This window comes from Robbsia betulipollinis, from assembly GCF_026624755.1.
In the GTDB taxonomy this organism is placed as follows: Bacteria; Pseudomonadota; Gammaproteobacteria; order Burkholderiales; family Burkholderiaceae; genus Robbsia; species Robbsia betulipollinis.
In genome coordinates, this window is the sequence record NZ_JAPMXC010000001.1 from 1,461,550 (window position 1) to 1,478,856 (window position 17,307).

The window sequence follows — 17,307 nt, forward strand, 5'->3', positions numbered from 1 at the left end:
GGTTCGACGGTGCGGGCCGGCGGTGTCGCGTTCAGCGAAGTCGCGCGACGTCCTTGTCGCTGACCTTGACGGCGGGATTGCCGAAACGTTGCGTAACGTAACCGGCCAGCGCCGCAACCTGCGCATCGGAGAGTTGTTGCGCGAACCCCGGCATGCCGACGTCGTTGCCCGGCGTCTGCCGATGCACGCCATGCAAAATGACCTGGATCAGATTGTCCGGGTGCGTCGCGCCGACAGTCGAGTTGCGCAGCAGCGAAGGATAGTACGCGTCCGGCGTGCCCTTGCCGTTCGCCTGATGGCAGCTTGCGCAATTGCCCAGGTAGAGGCGCGCCGGATCGAGCGTCGTCTCCAGCGCCCGGCCGCGCAGCGTCGCCACGTCCTTCGCTGCGCTGCCCCAGTCCTGACGTGCGCGCGTACTGCCGTCCTCCACCGCGGGAACCGTGCGGATGTACGTCGCAATCGCGTCGATGTCGGCGGTGCTCAGGTGCGAGAAGCTGTGCTCCACCGCTTCGCCCATCGGTCCCGCCGCCTGCGCGACGCCCGGCACGCTGCCGGTGCGCAGGTATTGCGCGAGTTGCGCGTGGGTCCAGTTACCGATGCCAGCCGGCTTCGACGACGTGATGTTGTACGCATCCCATCCCGCGAGCGCCGCGCCACCGAGATAATCGGTGCCGGTTTCGTCCAGCGCCTTTTCCTGCATCGTCACGCTGCGCGGCGTGTGGCACGTGCCGCAATGCGCGAGCCCCTGCACCAGATAGGCGCCGCGGTTCCATTCGGCGCTGCGTCCGGTTTTCATTTCATAGCTGCCGGACTTCAGGAAAGCGAGATTCCAGAATTTCAGCGGCCAGCGCATATTCAGCGGCCAGGGGATGTCGCTGGCCGGCAGCGTTTGCCGAACCGGAGCGACGCCGTTCTGGAAAAAAGCGTAGAGCGCTTTCACGTCGTCGTCGCTGAGCTTCGCGTACGAGACGTATGGCATTGCCGGATACAGATTGTGGCCGTCTTTCGAAACGCCCTTGCGCAAGGCCCGATCGAAATCGGCGAGCGTCCAGCCGCCGATCCCGGTCGTCGGGTCGGGCGTGATGTTGCTCGTATGGATCGTGCCGAGCATCGGCACTTTCATCGGCAGGCCTCCCGCGTAGGGCTTGCCATGCGCGGCGGTATGACAGGCGATGCAGTCGCCCGCGGTCGCGAGATACGCACCGCGCCCGACGAGCGCGGCGTCCGCGTTCGGCACGAGTGCGGACGCCGCGGCTTGCGGGGCATCCGCGGCATACGCGCTCGCGCCGGTGGTTGACGCGATGGTCAGCCCGATGGTCAGCGCGGTGCGCAGTCCGAACGCGAAGACGCCGGTGAACGGACCTTTGCGCGCGCGGTTTTTCGTAGGACGATGGGTGGGGTTGTGCATGTCAAATTTCCTTGCGCAACTGGTCGGACATGCGCAGCGCGAGTGCCGCGATCGTCAACGTTACGTTGACGGTGCCGACCGTCGGCATCGTCGCGCTGCTCGAGATGAACAGGTTGTGATGATCGAACGTGCGGCAATCCTTGTCGACGACAGAATCGCGGGCATCGCTGCCCATGATGGTCGCGCCCGTGATGTGGTTGTTCGGCGCGAATTCGTCCTGATACTTGATGTCGGTGCCGCCCAGGACTTGCGCCGCCGTGGCGTAGACCTCGCGCGTGTGCGCCGCGCCGCGTTTGACGTAATCGTCGATGCGATAGGTGATTTCGGGACGCGGGATGCCGCTCGCGTCGGTTTGCGTGCGGCTCGGCACGATCCGGTTTTCCGGCGCCGGCAGGATTTCATGGAAGCAATCGAACTCGACGAAGCGCGCCGAGCGGTCGCGTATGCGCGCATCCAGTTCGACCGGTTTCAACAGCTTGCCCTGGTCGAAGACATTCTTCGTTTCCTGGTCGATGCGCGACATGTTCGACAAATGAATCTTTTTCGCCGCCTCGTTCGCGCGGAATGCGCCATCTCGAAAACCGATCAGCGAAGTCATCTCCTGCGGGCCGCGGCCGGGCCACAACTTTTCGTTCGCATAGAACGTGATGCCGGTGCCGGGGTGATCCATCAGATTGCGCCCGACCATGTCCGAGCTGTTGCCCACGCCATTCGGGAAATCGTGACTGGTGGACATCAGCATGATCTTCGGCGTCTCGATGCCATTGGCCGCGAGCACGAAGTATTTGCCCTCGACGCGGTGTTCCACGCCCTGCGGATCCTTGTACAGCGCCGCCGTGATCTGCTTCTGCGCGCCCACCTCGAGGCGGAACACCACGGCGTTTTCGATCAGCCGCGCGCCGGCCCGTTCGGCCTTTTCGACGTGAACGATGCCGTTGTACATCGCGCCGATCGGGCAGATCGGCATGCAGTTGTTGTTGCCGCAGCATGTCGGCCGGCCGTCGTACGGGCGGCTGTTGCGCGCCACCGGTTCGGTCACGACGTGGTAGCGCGCGTCATGGTTGTTGAGCGCGCTTTTGATCGTCTGCTCGTTGAACGACAGCGGCAGCGGTGCCATCGGGTAGGGATGGCTGCGCGGCGAACCAAGGTCCTCGGTCGTCGGACCCCAGACGCCGAGCGCTTCCTCGGCGCGCTGATAATAAGGCTCGAGTTCGTCGTACTGCAGCGGCCAGTCGCGCGCCACGCCATACGTGCTCTTCATCTTGAAATCGTTCGGCATGAAACGCCACGCTGATGCGGCCCAGTGCCAGGTGGTGCCGCCCACCGCCCGGATGTACTCCGAGTTGAACTTGTGCTCGCCTTTCAGGATCAGGTAATTGTTCGGTGGGTCGTACACCGGATGCGGTGCCCACCTGCTGGGCGGATAGGGGGCGACGAAGTCGGATTTGTCGGGCTGGTTGCGGAAACGCTCGACGATCTCCCAGCGCGGCATGCGCGGTCCGGCTTCGAGCATGATCACCGATTTGCCGGCAAGCGCCAGTTGATGGGCGACGATGGCGCCCGCGACACCGGAGCCGACGATGACGACGTCGGCATGTTCTGTGTTGGCCATATCAGGATTGTTTTTCTTGGGGAGGGGTTGCCCAGAACCCGGGCTTTTCCGGGCAATAGGAGCGGATCACGAGAACGTCGGCGACGACATCGAACATCAGCGCCTGTTCGTAGGTCACCACCTGATTGTCGACGACGCCCATGTACCAGCCGCCGAGAATGCGCAGCGCCAGGGCTTCCTGTTGCGCGTCGAGCGTGCCCTGCACCAGGCCGCCGGCGAGTTGCTGCAACTGCCCGGCGAAGGCGGGCGCCGCTTTGCCGACCGCATCGAGCAGGCGCGCCGCGACATCCCGATCGAGCGTCGTGCGGCCGGTCAGGGCCTGCGAGACCGCGATGAAGTGATCGAGCAGGCCGCCGGACTCGCCCGCGTCGACGACTGCCGTAGATGCCGGCGCCGCGGTGGCGGGCGTCTGGGCGAATGCCCGCAGCGTTGCCGAACCGGCGGCCGCGGCGGTTGCGATCGCGAGCAGGCCGTGCAGCATCTGCCGACGCCTGCCGCTGGCGGGCTCGCCGACGGGATCATGCGAGGGGGGGTGGTCTTTGAAATGGTTCTGGTTCAATTGCCTGAACTCCTTGTGTAATGCAGGTCTCGGCATGTGCCGAAATTCACGGCCGTACCAGCTTGAAGTCTACTGGCGAGCCGATGTCGAGCCGGGCAGGGCGGGCGGCGAGGTCGCCGGTCGCCGGGTCGCGCCGGAAGATGAACGCGCTGTCGCTGTCCTGATTGCCCAGGATCAGCCAGCGGCCGCTCGGATCGATGACGAATTCGCGCGGCGTCTTGCCCAGCGTCGAACGCCGCGAGACGAAACGCAGATGACCGTCCGACGGATTCACCGCATACCAGACGATTTCATTGGCGTCGCCGCGGTTCGTCACGTAGAGGAAGCGCCCGTCCGGCGACAGATGGATCGCGCCACCGCCAACCTTGCCGTGAAAGCCCGGCGCGGTGATCGGTACGCGCTGGGTACGAGTCAGCTTGCCGTCGTCATAGTCGAACGCGATGACCGACGCATCCATTTCGGTGCTCAGGTACGCATGTTTCGCGGCGGCGTCGAAAACGAGATGACGCGGCCCCGCGCCGGGCGGAACCGGCACGTAGCGCTGCTCGGTCGGACTGAACAGGCCCCGGCTGCCGTCCACGGTGTAGCGGTACGCGAAGACCTGGTCGGTACCCAGGTCCTGGGCGAACAGGTAACGGCCATCCGGCGAAAACACCGTCGAATGAACGTGCGAATTGTCCTGGCGGCCCTTTACCGGACCGCTGCCGTCGTGATGGACCGCCAGAACCGACTCCCCGACCCGGTCGCCTTGCAGCGGAAACACGGCGAGGCTGCCGCCCGGGTCCGGGGCAACCGAATAATTGGCGGTGACCAGATAGCGCTGATCCGGCGAGATCGCCAGGTAGGTCGGGTCGTTGCCGGTGGAACTGACCTTGTCGATGAAGCGCAACTGGCCGCTGCGTGGATCGAAACGATAGGCGCTGACGCTGCCCCGCTGCGTGGCCGGGCCGTTGTCGCCCGGCAGTTCGTTGACCGTGTAGACATGTTGCCGGTCCGCGCTGACCGCCAGGTAGGACGGATCCACGGCCGGGGTGACGGAGAGCAGGGCGGTCGCGCCGGTGCGGGCATCGAAGCGGTAGACGTAGATGCCTTCGCTCTTGCCCGTATGGGTGTAGGTGCCGACGAGCAGGTCGTAGCTGTCGGCGGGAGCCGCATCCTCGGGTGCCGCGCGCGCCAACGGCGCGGCCGTCGTCGTACTCGATTGCGCGCACGCCGACGTGGCGGGAAACAGGAGCGGAAGCGGAAAGGACAGCGCCAGCGACAGCAGCAGCGTGGGCGCCGGCGTGCGGCGCTTGCGGGGCGATTCGAATGGCATGCGAACTCCAGCCAGAGGGGGGATGAATGGCTTCAGACAGGAACGTTGTCCCCGGCCTCGACCGTAACGGGATGGGATCCCGTCGCGTTCAACGCGCCGCTCAACTGGAATAAATCGAGATAAAAGGCGGGCGGGGGCAGAGTCATGCCGACGGCATGCTCCACCCTGCATCGCGATGCAGCGCATCGCCGCGTGCATACGGGAAAACCGCTGGGATTATAATATGGAATCGTTCCCACCCGTGGGCGCGGGCCTGACGCGGGACTGGCATGGGCCCGCGACGGTGCGACGCCTGGCAGTACGCGGCGCTTTTCGACCCGATGGACGTCGCGGCCGGCTGTGCACCGCGGATCGTGCGGGTCGCCCGCTTGCCCTGGAGGCTCAGCTCAGCAGATCGTGCAGGTCGATCAGCTCATACGTCCTGCGGTTTTCACGTTCGCCGAGCATGACCACCTTGTGCGCCGCGCCATCCTGGCCGGTGCCCATCGTATGGACCTTGGCCGGCTCGCCCACTCCCGACAGCGTCAGCACCGCTTCGATGGCGACGCCGCGCATCGTCGCGTCGACCTCGACGACGAGGATATACGGATGCGCGCGCGTGCTGCCCGCGCGGGCGTGCAGACGCGCCACGTCGGTCACTTCGATCATCTGGTCGCGCCATGGCACCAGGCCGCGGTTCAGCCCGTCGATGCGCGTGGCGAGCGCCGCGACCGGGCACGTGAAAATCTCCACCACCTGTTCGAGCGGCGCGGCGAACGTGCTGCCATCGGTGCTGAACACCAGGAAGCCGCCCGTCGGCGTGGCGCTGGCCGTCTCATGTGCGGCTTCGCGCGCGCCATGACCGCCGGCACCGTTCCCGATGGCTCCCGCCGGCGTTCGTGCCGGGGCCGCGTGCTGGCTGTGGTGACGATTCAGCTTGACCACGACGTCGTTCGCCAGCAGTGCGGCCGGGTCCAGCACCAGCGCATATGTTCCCGCCGCGGTGCGCATGCTGCCGGCGAACACCTCCGGACGCTGAAATGCCGCGGCCGGCACCGGGTCGATCGCCGGGGCGCGCAGATCGGTCAGTTCGACCAGTTCGTCGACCGGGAAACCCGCGCGCACGCCATCGCACTCCACCACCATCAGGTAGGCGTCGGCGCCGGTCTGCGCATCCGGCAGCAGCGTGACGCCGGCCAGTGTCACCACCGGCAGGTCTTGCCCGCGCCATTGGGCAATGCCGAGAAAACGGGTACTGCCGGGCAGCGGCTGCACCAGCGGCGGCATGACCGACACGGACTGGATGGCGTCGGCGGACAAGGCCAGCAGACGTTGGCCGCAGCGCACGACCGCCCGCTGGCGCATGTCCGAGGCCGTCGCGGCGCTCTTGCCGGCAAGGGCCGGGTGCGTTTCGCGCGCGGGCAGCGCTACCACGCCAGGTAGCGCGGCGAGCGCGCCGACATCCAGCACGCCGATGATGTCGTCGCGCGCCGTGTCGCAGAGCAGGCGCGGGAAAAGCGACGGCGGTGACGACGGTGACGACGGTGACGACGACGGCGATGCGTCGCCGTGGCTCACGTCGAGGCGGATCAGGGCGTCGTCCGGAATCGGTTCGACGCTGCCGATGCGGTCGATGGCAATCGCGTAGCGGGCCTGTGCGTGCCGCAGCACGAGCACGTGCGCGGGCGGCACGTTCGGCGCCTCCAGTCCCAGCAGCGCGTGCGTGTCGAGCACCGCGACGGTTTCCTCGCGCAAGCGGAAAAATCCGCGTACGAGGGGGGCGGAGCGCGGTATGCGCGCATACCGGTCGGGCGAATCGACCGCTTCGACCATCGAAGCGGCGGGAATCGCAAAGGTGGTCGTGCCGACGCCGACCAGCCCGTAAGCTTCGGTGGAAAGGGCTTGACGAATCACGGCGGACCCCGTGGCCGGGTTAGTGGGGAGCGGGCGCATTGAGGGCGGCGACGGTCGTGCTGCTGCGGCGCGCCACGTCGCCATTGGTGACGATGGTCAGTTCGTGCAGCAATTGCGACACCGTTCGCGTTGCCAGTGCCTGCTGCTCGGTCACCTCATGGATCGCGCCGATCGTGCGCGTCGTGCGATCGACGCCGGCACGGATGCGCTCGAAGCCTTCGGCCGCCTTCGACGACGTGCGGCTGCCCAGACCCACGCGCTGAATCGACTCCTCGATCAGCTTGCTGATTTCCTTGGTGGCCTGCGACGAGCGCTCCGCCAGTTTGCGGACTTCGCTGGCCACCACCGCGAAGCCATAGCCATGCTCCCCGGCGCGCGCGGCTTCGATCGCCGCATTGAACGCCAGCATGTTCGTCTGGTTGGCGATGTCGCTGATCACCTTGACGATCTCGTTGATGCCCGCCGACGATGTCTCGATATCCTGGATGGCGGCGATCGACTGCTGCAGCGTTTCGCCACCGTTCTGCGCTTCGGTTTGCGTCTCGGTCGCGACCTCGGTGGCCTGCCGGGTGCTCTGCGCGATCCCGGTGATCGATTCGGAAAGCTCGGAAATCTTGTTGTTCATCGCGACCAGGTGCGTCTGGATCTGCGCTTCGCGCTCGACCTGACGGGTGATGTCGGTAGCGTACTTGACGACCTTGAAGGGTTTGCCATCCTCGTCGAAGATGGGATTGTAGGTTGCCTGCAGCCAGACCTCGTAGCCATGCTTGGTGACGCGCATGAAACGGCCGGTATAGAAATCGCCCCGGCCAAGCTTGGACCAGAAGTCGCGATATTCAGGCGATTTGACGTAGTCGGGCTCGCAAAATTGCTTGTGGTGCTTGCCGACGACTTCGCGCAACGTATAGCCCATCGTATCCAGAAAATTCTGGTTGGCATCGAGCACATTGCCCTCCAGATCGAATTCGATGACCGCGTTGGCACGGTCGATCGCCGCGAGGCGGCCTTCGCGTTCGGCACCGATCCGTTTGTTCTGCGTGATGTCGGTCGCGAACTTGACGATCTTCTCCAGCGTGCCGTCGGAGGCGAAGATCGGATTGTACGAGGCCTGGATCCAGATCTCGCGGCCGCCCTTGCCGAGCCGTTTGTACTGTCCGGAGTCGTATTCGCCGCGTCCCAGTTTTTCCCAAAATGCGCGATAGGTGTCGGAGTTCAGGTAATCCGGCTCGCAGAACATGCGATGGTGCTGCCCCTTGATTTCCCCGAGCGAATAACCGAGCAGGGAGAGGAAGTTTTCGTTGGCATCGAGCACGTTGCCGCGCAGGTCGAATTCGATGACGCCCTGCGCGCGCTCGATCGCGCGCACCTTGCCGGCGTGCTCGTCCGACAGGGACCTGGTCGCGGTGATGTCGCTGGCGACCTTGATCACCTTGACCAGCGCGCCATTTTCGTCCAGAAGGGGCGTGTAGGCACCGTGGATCCACAGGGGAGTGCCGTCCTTGCGGACGCGGCGGAATTCACCCTGTATTTCCTGGCCGGTGTTCAGTGCCGCCCAGAACATCTGGTATTCGCCGCCCGCGGCATAGGACCGTTCGCAGAAGATGCGGTGATGCTGGCCCATCACTTCGTCGGCGCTATAGCCCATCAACCCGAGGAAGACGGCATTGACGCGCAGTACCTTGCCGGACGGGTCGAATTCGATCACCGCCCGCTCGCGTTCCGTTTTCGCCCACAGCAGCCGCAACTCGTTGAGATCTTTCAATACCGGCGCGTTCTGCGCAGCGGTTCCTACTGATTCCTGCTGCCTGTCTACGGCTGTCATTGCTTTTTTCCTCGAAATCGTTGCGTATCGAAATCTTCACCGGCGAGTGAGGCTGCGGCTGCACATCCTGGATAACGGTCAACGCGGGCCATTGCTTGAGAAGATATTGATGGAAGACGACCGGGGAACTGCACCGATTCAAGATTGCGCCGTCCGTGCCGTTATAGCGTCATCCCTCGATAGCGAATGTCAAACATGCCCGAATTTCCGGTGATTTACAACGAAGAAGCCCGGCTGGCGGCGGTCGAGCAGTGCGGTCTGATGGACAGCCCGTCCGACGCGCGCTTCGACCGCATTACACGGCTGGCGGCCTTCATGACCAGTACGCCGATGGCGGTCGTCTCGCTGGTGGGTGCGCAGCGGCAGTGGTTCAAGTCCCGGCACGGACTGGAAGCGCGGGAAATTTCGCGCGAGTGGGCGTTCTGCAACTACACGCTGGTCGATCAGGCATTGTTCACGGTGGAAGACGCATCGCGGGATCCGCGTTTCGCGCAGAGTCCCATGGTGCAGGGTAGCCCGCATCTCCGGTTCTACGCGGGGGTGCCGCTGTCCGACGAGCAGGGTCACCGGGTGGGGGTGCTGTGCGTCATGGACACGGTGCCACGGCATCTCACCAATTTACAGCGCCATGCGCTGCGGGATCTCGGCAACCTCGCGGCGGATGCGCTCGTCACCGCCGCGCTCGCAGTAGCCGCCGCGCGCATCGCGGCGGCGGCCTCGGACCTGTCCGGCTGACACGTTCCGGGCTGCGGTTTTCACCGCCGCGTCTGCGCGCGAACGGCGCGGTTGTACAGCGCCCCTCCGGCCATCAGCACGCAGGTGCCGAGAAACACCGCGCGCATGCCGATATGACCGCCGACGAAACCGCCGGCGAGCGGGCCGATCACCTGGCCCGTGTACTGGGCGGAAGTGGAGTAGCCGAGCATGTTGCCGGCGACGCCGGTGGGGACGTTGTGCCGGATCACGCTCGCCACGCAGGGCAGCAGGCCGCCCAATGCCAGACCCATCAGAAAGCGCAAGCCGATGAGCTGCCAGCCCTGCGTCACGAACGCCTGCGGTATCAGCAGCGCCGCACACGCCGTGAGGCAGCCGATGATCACGTTCCAGTGGCCGATCCGGTCGGCGAGCTTGCCCAGGCGGGAAGCCGACACGATGCTCCCCAACGCCGCGGCCGACATCACCAGGCCGGAAACGAAGGTCACGTGCCGGATGTCGACGAGCTGTGCGACATAGACCGTGATGATCGGCTCGATCGACATGTTCGCGAGCATCAGCAGCATGCCGGTGACCAGCATCGCCACCACGGGCCGCTTGTCGGCGAGCGTGTGCCAACCCTCGCGCGGCGCGACGGCCTGGGCCGCGCGCGTCTTGACAGGCCGGCGCTCCTCGCGGATCAGCAGCGTGGTGGCGAGGAAGGCGACGAAGATCAGCGCGCCGGAGGCAAAGAACGTCGCGCGAATGCCGATGATCGGCGGCAGCGAGCCGCCGATCATCGGACCGGCGACATTGCCCGCCATGATGCCGGAGGACAGGATGCCCAGTGCCCAGCCCGTGCGGCTTTTCGGCGTCTGCGTGGCGACCAGGATCGTCGAGCCCGACGCATATCCGCCCAGCAACCCGGCGAGCAGGCGCAGCGCGACCAGCTGCCAGACATTCTGGGACAGGCCGATCAGCGACATCGCGACCGCCATCCCCAGGCTCGCGCGGATCAGCATCAGCTTGCGGCCGTAACGGTCGGCCAGCCGGCCCCACAGCGGTGCCGTCAGCGCCGCGGTGAAGAAGGTCGCCCCGAAGGCGATGCCCGACCATTCGACGATGGCCGCCGGATCCTTGACCCCCAGCTGTGCTACATACAGCGGCAGGAAGGGCAGCAACAGCGTCATGCCGACGATGGTCGTGAAAGAGCCGAAGACGCAGACGGCGAGGTTGGCGCGCCAGTAGCGCGAACCGGCATCGGACGGTGACGGCGCGTTCGCGCGGCCACTGTCGTCCGGGATGGGCGGAACGGACGGAGCGGGCGGAGCGGGCGGAGCAGGCGCCATGACGTGTGCGGGCGGTGCAGGGAGGTCGGCTGTCGGCTTATCCATGAGTTTGTCCGACGATCGCGAAACCACGGGCGCGCAGGCCGCGCTGGTCCTCTCGCAGCGATTGCAGCAGCCGGTCGCGCGTGTGGCGCACATGCTCGGCCGCGGCGCGCGCGGCGGCGTCCGGCTGCCGGCCGCGGATCAGATCGACGATCTGCCGGTGCTCCCGCCAGGCTTGCTCCCGGCCAGTGTCCGTGCGGATTTCCAGCCAGCGCGGGCGCGACAGGCGGGTCATCACTTCCCCGATGGATTTCGACAGGAAGGCATTGCCCGCGAGACATGCCAGTTCCAGATGAAAATCCGTCCCGAGGCGATGCGAGGTTTCCTGGGATGTGTGGGTCGATCCCGCGTCCAGCAGTACGGTCAATGCGTCCAGATCCGCGTCGGCGGCGCGCTCGCACGCCAGCCGCGCCGACGCCGCCTCGAGCGGTTCCCGATATTCCATCAACGCATCGATCTCGCCCAGGTCGATCGGCGCGACGATCCAGTTGCGCCCTTCGCGACGCACCAGATCCTCGGTTTCGAGACGCAGCAACGCCGCGCGCACGGGTGTGCGCGAACCGTCGCAGCGCGCTTCGAGCATGCGTTCGCTCAGGCGCTCGCCCGGGCCCAGCGCGAGCGACAGGATGCTCTCGCGCAGTCGAGCGTGGATGGAATGGGTCTGGGACATCGCGCCTCCGGTGGGTCGATACAATGGTATACCAGTTTGGGATACCATTGCAATCGAGCCTGGACGCAGTCGGAGGGGCATCCGCGGGAGGCGTCAGCGCTTTGCGTGCCTTTCCGCGAAGGGTGTCGGACGATGTGGATTGTCAGAGGGGGGAGGGCACCCGCACCCCAGGTCTGTTTGCGGGAAATCCTTCACCAGCGACGCGTAGGCGTAGGCGCGCCACATCGACCCACATTCGAACGATGAAAATATGGCAGTACTGAACGACTGATTCGTGAGGACACGTCGGGAACGACTTATCCACCTGGCCGCGACGCGTTCAGGGGGGCGTCTTTCCGAATGGATTGCCTATGCGAAGCCATTCTTCCACGATCATCGCGTCGTACATGGACCTGGCGTGGCTGGCATTTCCAATGAAACACGATGCCGGGCGACGACAGCAAAACGGGAGAATCGTAGGAAATATGCAACGTTTTCTGATAACCCTTGGAGCCGTCGGCCAACTCCCTGGATATTAGTCGCTGTCCGATATCCAAGGCCAGGTGCCAATGAAAAAGGCCCACGCATTGCTGCGTGGGCCTTTTAAATTCGGTGGTGGGGCGTGAGTGACTCGAACACTCGACCTACGGATTAAGAGTCCGCTGCTCTACCAACTGAGCTAACGCCCCCCGAGAGGCCGAATTATAGTACGGGTTCTCCCGGGAAAGCTAGCCCCTTTTGCAAAAAACTTTGTGGGGTCAGCGCAGCCGGTCGAGCACGTCGGCGTTCGCGACGCTCGCCGTGTCGCCTTGCTGATAGGCCAGCAGATTGCGGAAGGCCGAACCGAAATACAGTTCATAGCTCTCCCGCTCGACGTAACCGATGTGCGGCGTGCAGATCGCGTTCTCCATGCGCAGCAGGCTATGGCCTTGCAGGATCGGTTCGGTCTCGAAGACGTCGACGGCGACCATGCCCGGTCGTCCGCGATTCAAGGCGCTGATCAGGCCGTTCTCCTCCACCAGTTCGGCGCGGCTGGTATTGACGAAGAGGGCATCCGGCTTCATCCGCGCCAGATCCTCGACGGTGATGATGCCCTGGGTATCATCGGCCAGCCGCAGATGCACGGTCAGCACGTCGCTTTGCTCGAACAACTCGTTACGCGACGCGGCTACCTTGTAGCCGTCCGCCTTTGCCGTGCTTTGCGAGCGCTCGCGCCCCCAGACCAGAACGTCCATGCCGAACGCGCGTCCATAACCCGCGATCAGGCTGCCGATGCGTCCGTAACCCCAGATGCCAAGGGTTTGTCCGCGCAGCACCCGTCCGAGGCCGAAGTTCGGCGGCATCGCCGCGGCGCGCAGCCCCGACTGCTGCCAGGCACCCTGCTTGAGATTCGCCACGTACTGCGGCAGGCGGCGTTGCGCGGCCATGATCAACGACCAGGTCAGTTCGGCCGGCGCGGTCGGCGAGCCCTTGCCTTCCAGTACGACGATGCCGCGCTCGGTACAGGCGGCGAGGTCGATATGCGCGCCGACCCGGCCGGTCTGCGCGATGATCTTCAGGCGTGGCAGCTTGTCGAGCAATTGCGCGGTGATGCGCGTGCGCTCGCGAATCAGCACCAGCGCTTCCGCGTCGGCGAGGCGGCTGGTCAGATGGCCTACGCCGCGCACGCTGTTGTTGTAGACCGACACGGTGTGGTCCGCCAGCAAGCCGAAGGCGTCGAGCTTGCGTACGGCATCTTGATAATCGTCAAGGATGGTGATTTTCAAGACCGTCTCCCCAGGATGATGCGCCGCCGACGGCGCGATAGTGAGCAAGAGAGGCAGGCCCATGCGGCGCGGCGAAGCATTGCCGCATGGGGCTCCGCCTCTCGGGACTGGAGCAGATTCGGGCTGCTCCGATGGAGCAATGGCTAGTTGAGTCGAAATCCGCGATTCGGTTCAACTTCTTTTTGAGAATGACGGTGCCAATGCCACGATTCTTACCAGAAAAACAAAAAATCCGGGTAACGAGGTGTGACGAGCAAGCAGGTTTCGGCGTGAAGTAGGACAATTCGCCTAGGCGAACGCATTTTCGTGCGGGCTGCCGAATCGGAGTGGTTATGGATCAATTGCAGTCAATGCGCGTTTTCGTGAAGGTGGCCGACCTGGGCAGTTTTGCCCGCGCCGCGGCCCAGCTCGACATGTCCAATGCAGTCGTGACCCGCCATGTCGCGGATCTGGAAGGGCGCCTGGATACGCGCCTGATGAATCGTACGACCCGCAGCCTGTCGCTGACGGAAGCGGGCCAGGTTTATCTGGAACGTACCCGGCAGATCCTCGAGGAACTCGACGACGCCGAGCAGATGGTACTGGAGCGCACGCACGAGCCGATCGGCACTCTGCGCATCGTCGCGCCGGTGGTGTTCGGCATGCACAACTTCGGGCAGGTGTTGCGTGACTATACCCAGCGCTACCCGCGTGTCATCCCCGACATCACGCTGGTCGACCGCAGCGTCGATCTGGTGGAGGAGGGATTCGATGTCGGCATCGCGATCGCCCGGAACATTCGCAGCGCGAGCGTCGTCAGCCGGCGTCTGACGACGGGTTGCCTGGTGGTGTGCGCGGCAGGCACCTATTTGCAGCGTCACGGGCCGGTCGAACACCCTTCGTCGCTCGCCACCCATGCGTGTCTGACCCTGAACCCCGGCATGTCGGGAGACGAGCACCTGTTCGAGGGCCCCGACGGCCAGACGCGCGTGCGTCCCAACAGCGTGATTCTCGCGAACAATACCGAGATGTTGCGCCAGTTTGCGTTGCAGGGGATGGGCGTGGCGATCCTGCCCAGCTATCTGATCGGCAAGGACCTGGAGCGCGGCGCGCTGGTGCCGCTGTTGCCCGATTACCAGCTTGCGCCCATCGATATCCACGTGGTGTATCCGAGCCGCCGCTATATGCCCGCCAAGCTGCGGACCTTCATCGATCATCTGGTCGAGCATTTCGAGGAAGGTCCCGCCGACGGCGCCAGCGAGCGCTGGCTGGCCGACGCGGACGGCGCGGTCCTCGCCGGCTCCCTGACGCTGGAAGCCATCCGCAAAAGCGCGGAAGCGGACCGTCAGCAGGCGTGAGACGCCTCGGGAAAAGCGCGGCGGTCCGCGCCTTTCCCGCTTAGTCCGACGCTTCCGTCACTGCCGTTTTTGCCTTGCCGGCCACGGCTTTCCTGACGGCCGTTTTCCTGGCGCCCGCTTTCTTGGCTGCGGCCTTCTTCGCCGGCGCCTTCCTTGCGGCGGTTTTGCCGGCGGGCGCCTTTTTCGCCGCGCTTTTCTTTGCCGCCGCCGTGCCGGTCGCCGCCGTTGCCGGCGTGTCTTCCGCATCGCCGGCAGCGCCCGCCGCCGCGGTCTTGGCCGCCGCCCGGGCGCCGGTCTTCTTCGCCGCGGCGGGGTCCTTCTTCTCGAACTCGAAGCCTACGCTGCCGTCCTTCTGGCGCACCAGGAAGGCCTTGAAGTTGCGGCCGGTGCGCGAGGACTTGAAGCCGGTCAGCAAATCCGTGCGTCCGTCGGGGCCGAGCAGTTTGGTCATCTGTTCGCGGCTCATCTCCTGCTGCAGGATGACCTTGCCCGAGCGGAATTCGCAGGCGCGCGGCACGGCGGTGTAGCGCTCGCAGACATAGCTCATGCCATGTTCATAGACATGGGACGAGCACTTCGGACAGGCGCCCACCGGCGTCTGCGCGGAGAAATCGGGCGGTTCGCCGCCGTCCTCGCCCGAGTCCTGGCCGAAATCGAATTCCAGCTTGTAGTTCTTCGTCTCGCTGTCCTCGGCCAGTTTCAGAATCGCCGAGAACGGACGTCCCATCTTGCTGCGAAAGCCCGACAGCGGCCCGATATGCTTCTCGCGCAGCAGTTCCTCGACCTCGGGAATCTCGAATTGCCGGCCGCCCGGAATCTTGGTGATCGAGAACTCGCACTTCGAGCAGTTGAAGCGCCGGTAGTTTTCCTTCACGACCCCGCGGCAATGCGGGCAGGGCGTCTCGAGCGTGGCGTAGTCGCCGGGAATCGTGTCGGAATCGTATTCCTTCGCGCGCTTGACGATGGTCTGCGTCATCTGCGCGATCTCGCGCATGAAGGCCTCGCGCGGCAGCATCCCGCGTTCCATCTGCGAGAGCTTGTGCTCCCACTCGCCGGTCAGCTCGGGCGCGGTCAGTTCCTCGACGCCCAGCCCGCGCAGCAGCGTGGTCAACTGAAAAGCCTTCGCCGTCGGGATCATGTCGCGCCCTTCGCGAACCATGTATTTCTCCGCGAGCAGGCCTTCGATGATCGCCGCACGCGTGGCGGGCGTGCCCAGGCCCTTGCCGGCCATCGCCTCGCGCAGATCGTCGTCGGTCACCAGCTTGCCCGCGCCTTCCATGGCCGAGAGCAGCGTGGCTTCGTTGTATCTGGCCGGCGGCTTCGTCACCAGCGCGTGCGCGGCGACCTTTTCCGTCTTCACCGGCTCGCCCTTGGCCACCGCGACCAGATTGGCATCGGCGCCCTGGGCCTCGCGGCCATAGACCTGCAACCAGCCCGGGTTGACCAGTACCTTGCCCTCGGTCTTGAAATGATGGCCGGCGACCTCGGTGACGCGGGTGGTCAATTGGTATTCGGCTGCGGGGAAGAACACCGCAAGAAAGCGCTTGACCACCAGGTCGTACAGTTTCTGCTCGGGTTCGGACAGGTTCTTCGGCGTTTGCAGCGTCGGGATGATGGCGAAGTGATCGCTGATCTTCGAATTGTCGAAGATGCGCTTGTTCGGCTTCACCCAGCCCTGGTCGAGCACCTTGCGCGCGTGCGGCAGGTAGTTGTTGTCTTCCTTGAGCATGGCGAGCGTGCTCTTGACCGTGTCCAGATAGTCCTCCGGCAGCGCGCGCGCGTCGGTTCGCGGATAGGTCAACACCTTATGGCGCTCGTACAGGGCCTGCGCCAGGCCCAGCGTGTTCTTCGCGGAAAAGCCGAAGCGGCCATTGGCTTCGCGCTGCAGGCTGGTCAGGTCGAACAGCGCCGGCGAGAGTTGCGACGACGGCTTCGATTCCTCGGTGACGGTACCGGCACGGCCGCGGCACGCCGCCACCACGGATTCCGCCGCGGCGAGGTTCCACAGGCGCGAGTCGCGCTGCTCGGGATCGGTTTCGTTCTTCTTGAACGCGGTGTCGAACCAGCGGCCTTCGTAGAAACCGGCCGCGCAGACGAACTCGGCGCGCACTTCCCAATAGTCGCGGGCGACGAAGCGGCGGATCTTTTCCTCGCGCTCGACGACGATCGACAGCGTCGGCGTCTGCACGCGGCCCACGGTGGTGAGGAAGAAGCCGCCGCCCTTGCTGTTGAAGGCGGTCATCGCGCGCGTGCCGTTGATGCCGACCAGCCAGTCGGCCTCGGAACGGCAGCGGGCGGCGTCGGCGAGCGGCAGCATGTCCTCGTCGCTGCGCAGGCGCGCGAAGCCGTCGCGGATCGACTGCGGGGTCATCGACTGCAGCCAGAGCCGCTGCACCGGCTGCTTCGCCTTCGCGTGCTGCGCGATGTAGCGGAAGATCAGCTCGCCCTCGCGCCCGGCGTCGCAGGCGTTGACCAGCCGGTCGACGTCCTTGCGGCGGATCAGGCGGGACAGCACTTTCAGGCGCGACTCGGTCTTGGCGATGGGCAGCAGGTCGAAGTGCGGCGGAATCACCGGCAGATGGGTAAAGCTCCATTTGCCGCGCTTGACGTCGAACTCCTCGGGCGCGGCGATCTCCAGCAGGTGACCCACCGCCGACGACAGGACGAAGTCGTCCGATTCGAAATATTCATCATGCTTGGTGAAGCCGCCGAGCGCCTTCGCGATGTCGTTCGCGACGGAGGGCTTTTCGGCAATGATCAGTGCTTTTGACATGACGGTGCGGTTCGGTAAAAGAGGGGCCGGCTGCCCGGTCCGGGTTCGCGACGGCGGAACGGTTCGGCGGACGACCGGCTTTGCAGCGC

The 17,307-nt window shown here is 65.2% G+C and carries 12 protein-coding genes and 1 tRNA gene; 2 read left to right on the forward strand and 11 right to left on the reverse strand.

Translation table 11 applies throughout. The annotated features are described in order from the left end of the window. Positions 1-31: 31 nt before the first annotated feature. From OVY01_RS06350 to OVY01_RS23080, 6 genes are all read right to left on the reverse strand, one after another. Positions 32-1,333 (reverse strand): c-type cytochrome, encoded by a 1,302-nt coding sequence (locus OVY01_RS06350; RefSeq protein ID WP_432422223.1) that lies wholly within the window; start codon positions 1,331-1,333, stop codon positions 32-34. Between the two features lie 76 nt (positions 1,334-1,409). Then, positions 1,410-3,020 carry a GMC family oxidoreductase gene (locus OVY01_RS06355; RefSeq protein WP_267846505.1) on the reverse strand — a complete coding sequence of 537 codons (1,611 nt, stop codon included), beginning with the start codon at positions 3,018-3,020 and terminating at the stop codon, positions 1,410-1,412. 1 nt (position 3,021) lies between these two features. Next, positions 3,022-3,501 (reverse strand): sugar dehydrogenase complex small subunit, encoded by a 480-nt coding sequence (locus tag OVY01_RS06360; protein ID WP_267847686.1) that lies wholly within the window; start codon positions 3,499-3,501, stop codon positions 3,022-3,024. Between the two features lie 124 nt (positions 3,502-3,625). Further along, a complete protein-coding gene (locus OVY01_RS06365; RefSeq protein WP_267846507.1) occupies positions 3,626-4,894 on the reverse strand; it encodes a lactonase family protein in 1,269 nt (422 codons plus the stop codon). A 381-nt stretch (positions 4,895-5,275) separates the two neighbouring features. Beyond that, positions 5,276-6,787 carry a chemotaxis protein CheW gene (locus OVY01_RS06370; protein ID WP_267846509.1) on the reverse strand — a complete coding sequence of 504 codons (1,512 nt, stop codon included), beginning with the start codon at positions 6,785-6,787 and terminating at the stop codon, positions 5,276-5,278. Positions 6,788-6,806: 19 nt separating this feature from the next. Continuing rightward, positions 6,807-8,609, reverse strand: a complete 1,803-nt coding sequence (locus OVY01_RS23080) for a methyl-accepting chemotaxis protein (protein WP_284700748.1) — start codon at positions 8,607-8,609, stop codon at positions 6,807-6,809. A gap of 195 nt (positions 8,610-8,804) precedes the next feature. Between OVY01_RS23080 and OVY01_RS06385 the strand changes: the two genes are divergently transcribed. After that, entirely contained in the window at positions 8,805-9,344 is a 540-nt protein-coding gene (locus OVY01_RS06385; protein WP_267846511.1) for a GAF domain-containing protein, read from the forward strand. Positions 9,345-9,364: 20 nt separating this feature from the next. Here OVY01_RS06385 and OVY01_RS06390 read toward each other — a convergent pair whose 3' ends face one another. From OVY01_RS06390 to OVY01_RS06405, 4 genes are all read right to left on the reverse strand, one after another. Then, positions 9,365-10,651, reverse strand: a complete 1,287-nt coding sequence (locus OVY01_RS06390; RefSeq protein ID WP_267846514.1) for an MFS transporter — start codon at positions 10,649-10,651, stop codon at positions 9,365-9,367. 37 nt (positions 10,652-10,688) lie between these two features. Then, entirely contained in the window at positions 10,689-11,363 is a 675-nt protein-coding gene (locus OVY01_RS06395) for a GntR family transcriptional regulator (protein WP_267846516.1), read from the reverse strand. A 592-nt stretch (positions 11,364-11,955) separates the two neighbouring features. Next, positions 11,956-12,031, reverse strand: a tRNA-Lys gene (locus OVY01_RS06400). Positions 12,032-12,100: 69 nt separating this feature from the next. Then, positions 12,101-13,108 (reverse strand): D-2-hydroxyacid dehydrogenase family protein, encoded by a 1,008-nt coding sequence (locus OVY01_RS06405; protein WP_267846517.1) that lies wholly within the window; start codon positions 13,106-13,108, stop codon positions 12,101-12,103. Between the two features lie 332 nt (positions 13,109-13,440). Between OVY01_RS06405 and OVY01_RS06410 the strand changes: the two genes are divergently transcribed. After that, complete coding sequence (locus OVY01_RS06410; RefSeq protein ID WP_267846520.1) at positions 13,441-14,445, forward strand: LysR family transcriptional regulator; 1,005 nt, start codon at positions 13,441-13,443, stop codon at positions 14,443-14,445. 40 nt (positions 14,446-14,485) lie between these two features. Here OVY01_RS06410 and OVY01_RS06415 read toward each other — a convergent pair whose 3' ends face one another. Beyond that, entirely contained in the window at positions 14,486-17,218 is a 2,733-nt protein-coding gene (locus tag OVY01_RS06415; RefSeq protein ID WP_267846521.1) for a DNA topoisomerase III, read from the reverse strand. Between the last annotated feature and the right edge of the window lie 89 nt (positions 17,219-17,307).

What these genes read in the sequence shown, in the direction of transcription:
- OVY01_RS06355 (WP_267846505.1), bottom strand. Translation starts at nt 3,020, where the DNA reads ATGGCCAACACAGAACATGCCGACGTCGTCATCGTCGGCTCCGGTGTC.
- OVY01_RS06395 (WP_267846516.1), bottom strand. Translation starts at nt 11,363, where the DNA reads ATGTCCCAGACCCATTCCATCCACGCTCGACTGCGCGAGAGCATCCTG.
- OVY01_RS23080 (WP_284700748.1), bottom strand. Translation starts at nt 8,609, where the DNA reads ATGACAGCCGTAGACAGGCAGCAGGAATCAGTAGGAACCGCTGCGCAG.
- OVY01_RS06365 (WP_267846507.1), bottom strand. Translation starts at nt 4,894, where the DNA reads ATGCCATTCGAATCGCCCCGCAAGCGCCGCACGCCGGCGCCCACGCTG.
- OVY01_RS06385 (WP_267846511.1), top strand. Translation starts at nt 8,805, where the DNA reads ATGCCCGAATTTCCGGTGATTTACAACGAAGAAGCCCGGCTGGCGGCG.
- OVY01_RS06390 (WP_267846514.1), bottom strand. Translation starts at nt 10,651, where the DNA reads ATGGCGCCTGCTCCGCCCGCTCCGCCCGCTCCGTCCGTTCCGCCCATC.
- OVY01_RS06415 (WP_267846521.1), bottom strand. Translation starts at nt 17,218, where the DNA reads ATGTCAAAAGCACTGATCATTGCCGAAAAGCCCTCCGTCGCGAACGAC.
- OVY01_RS06360 (WP_267847686.1), bottom strand. Translation starts at nt 3,501, where the DNA reads ATGCTGCACGGCCTGCTCGCGATCGCAACCGCCGCGGCCGCCGGTTCG.
- OVY01_RS06410 (WP_267846520.1), top strand. Translation starts at nt 13,441, where the DNA reads ATGGATCAATTGCAGTCAATGCGCGTTTTCGTGAAGGTGGCCGACCTG.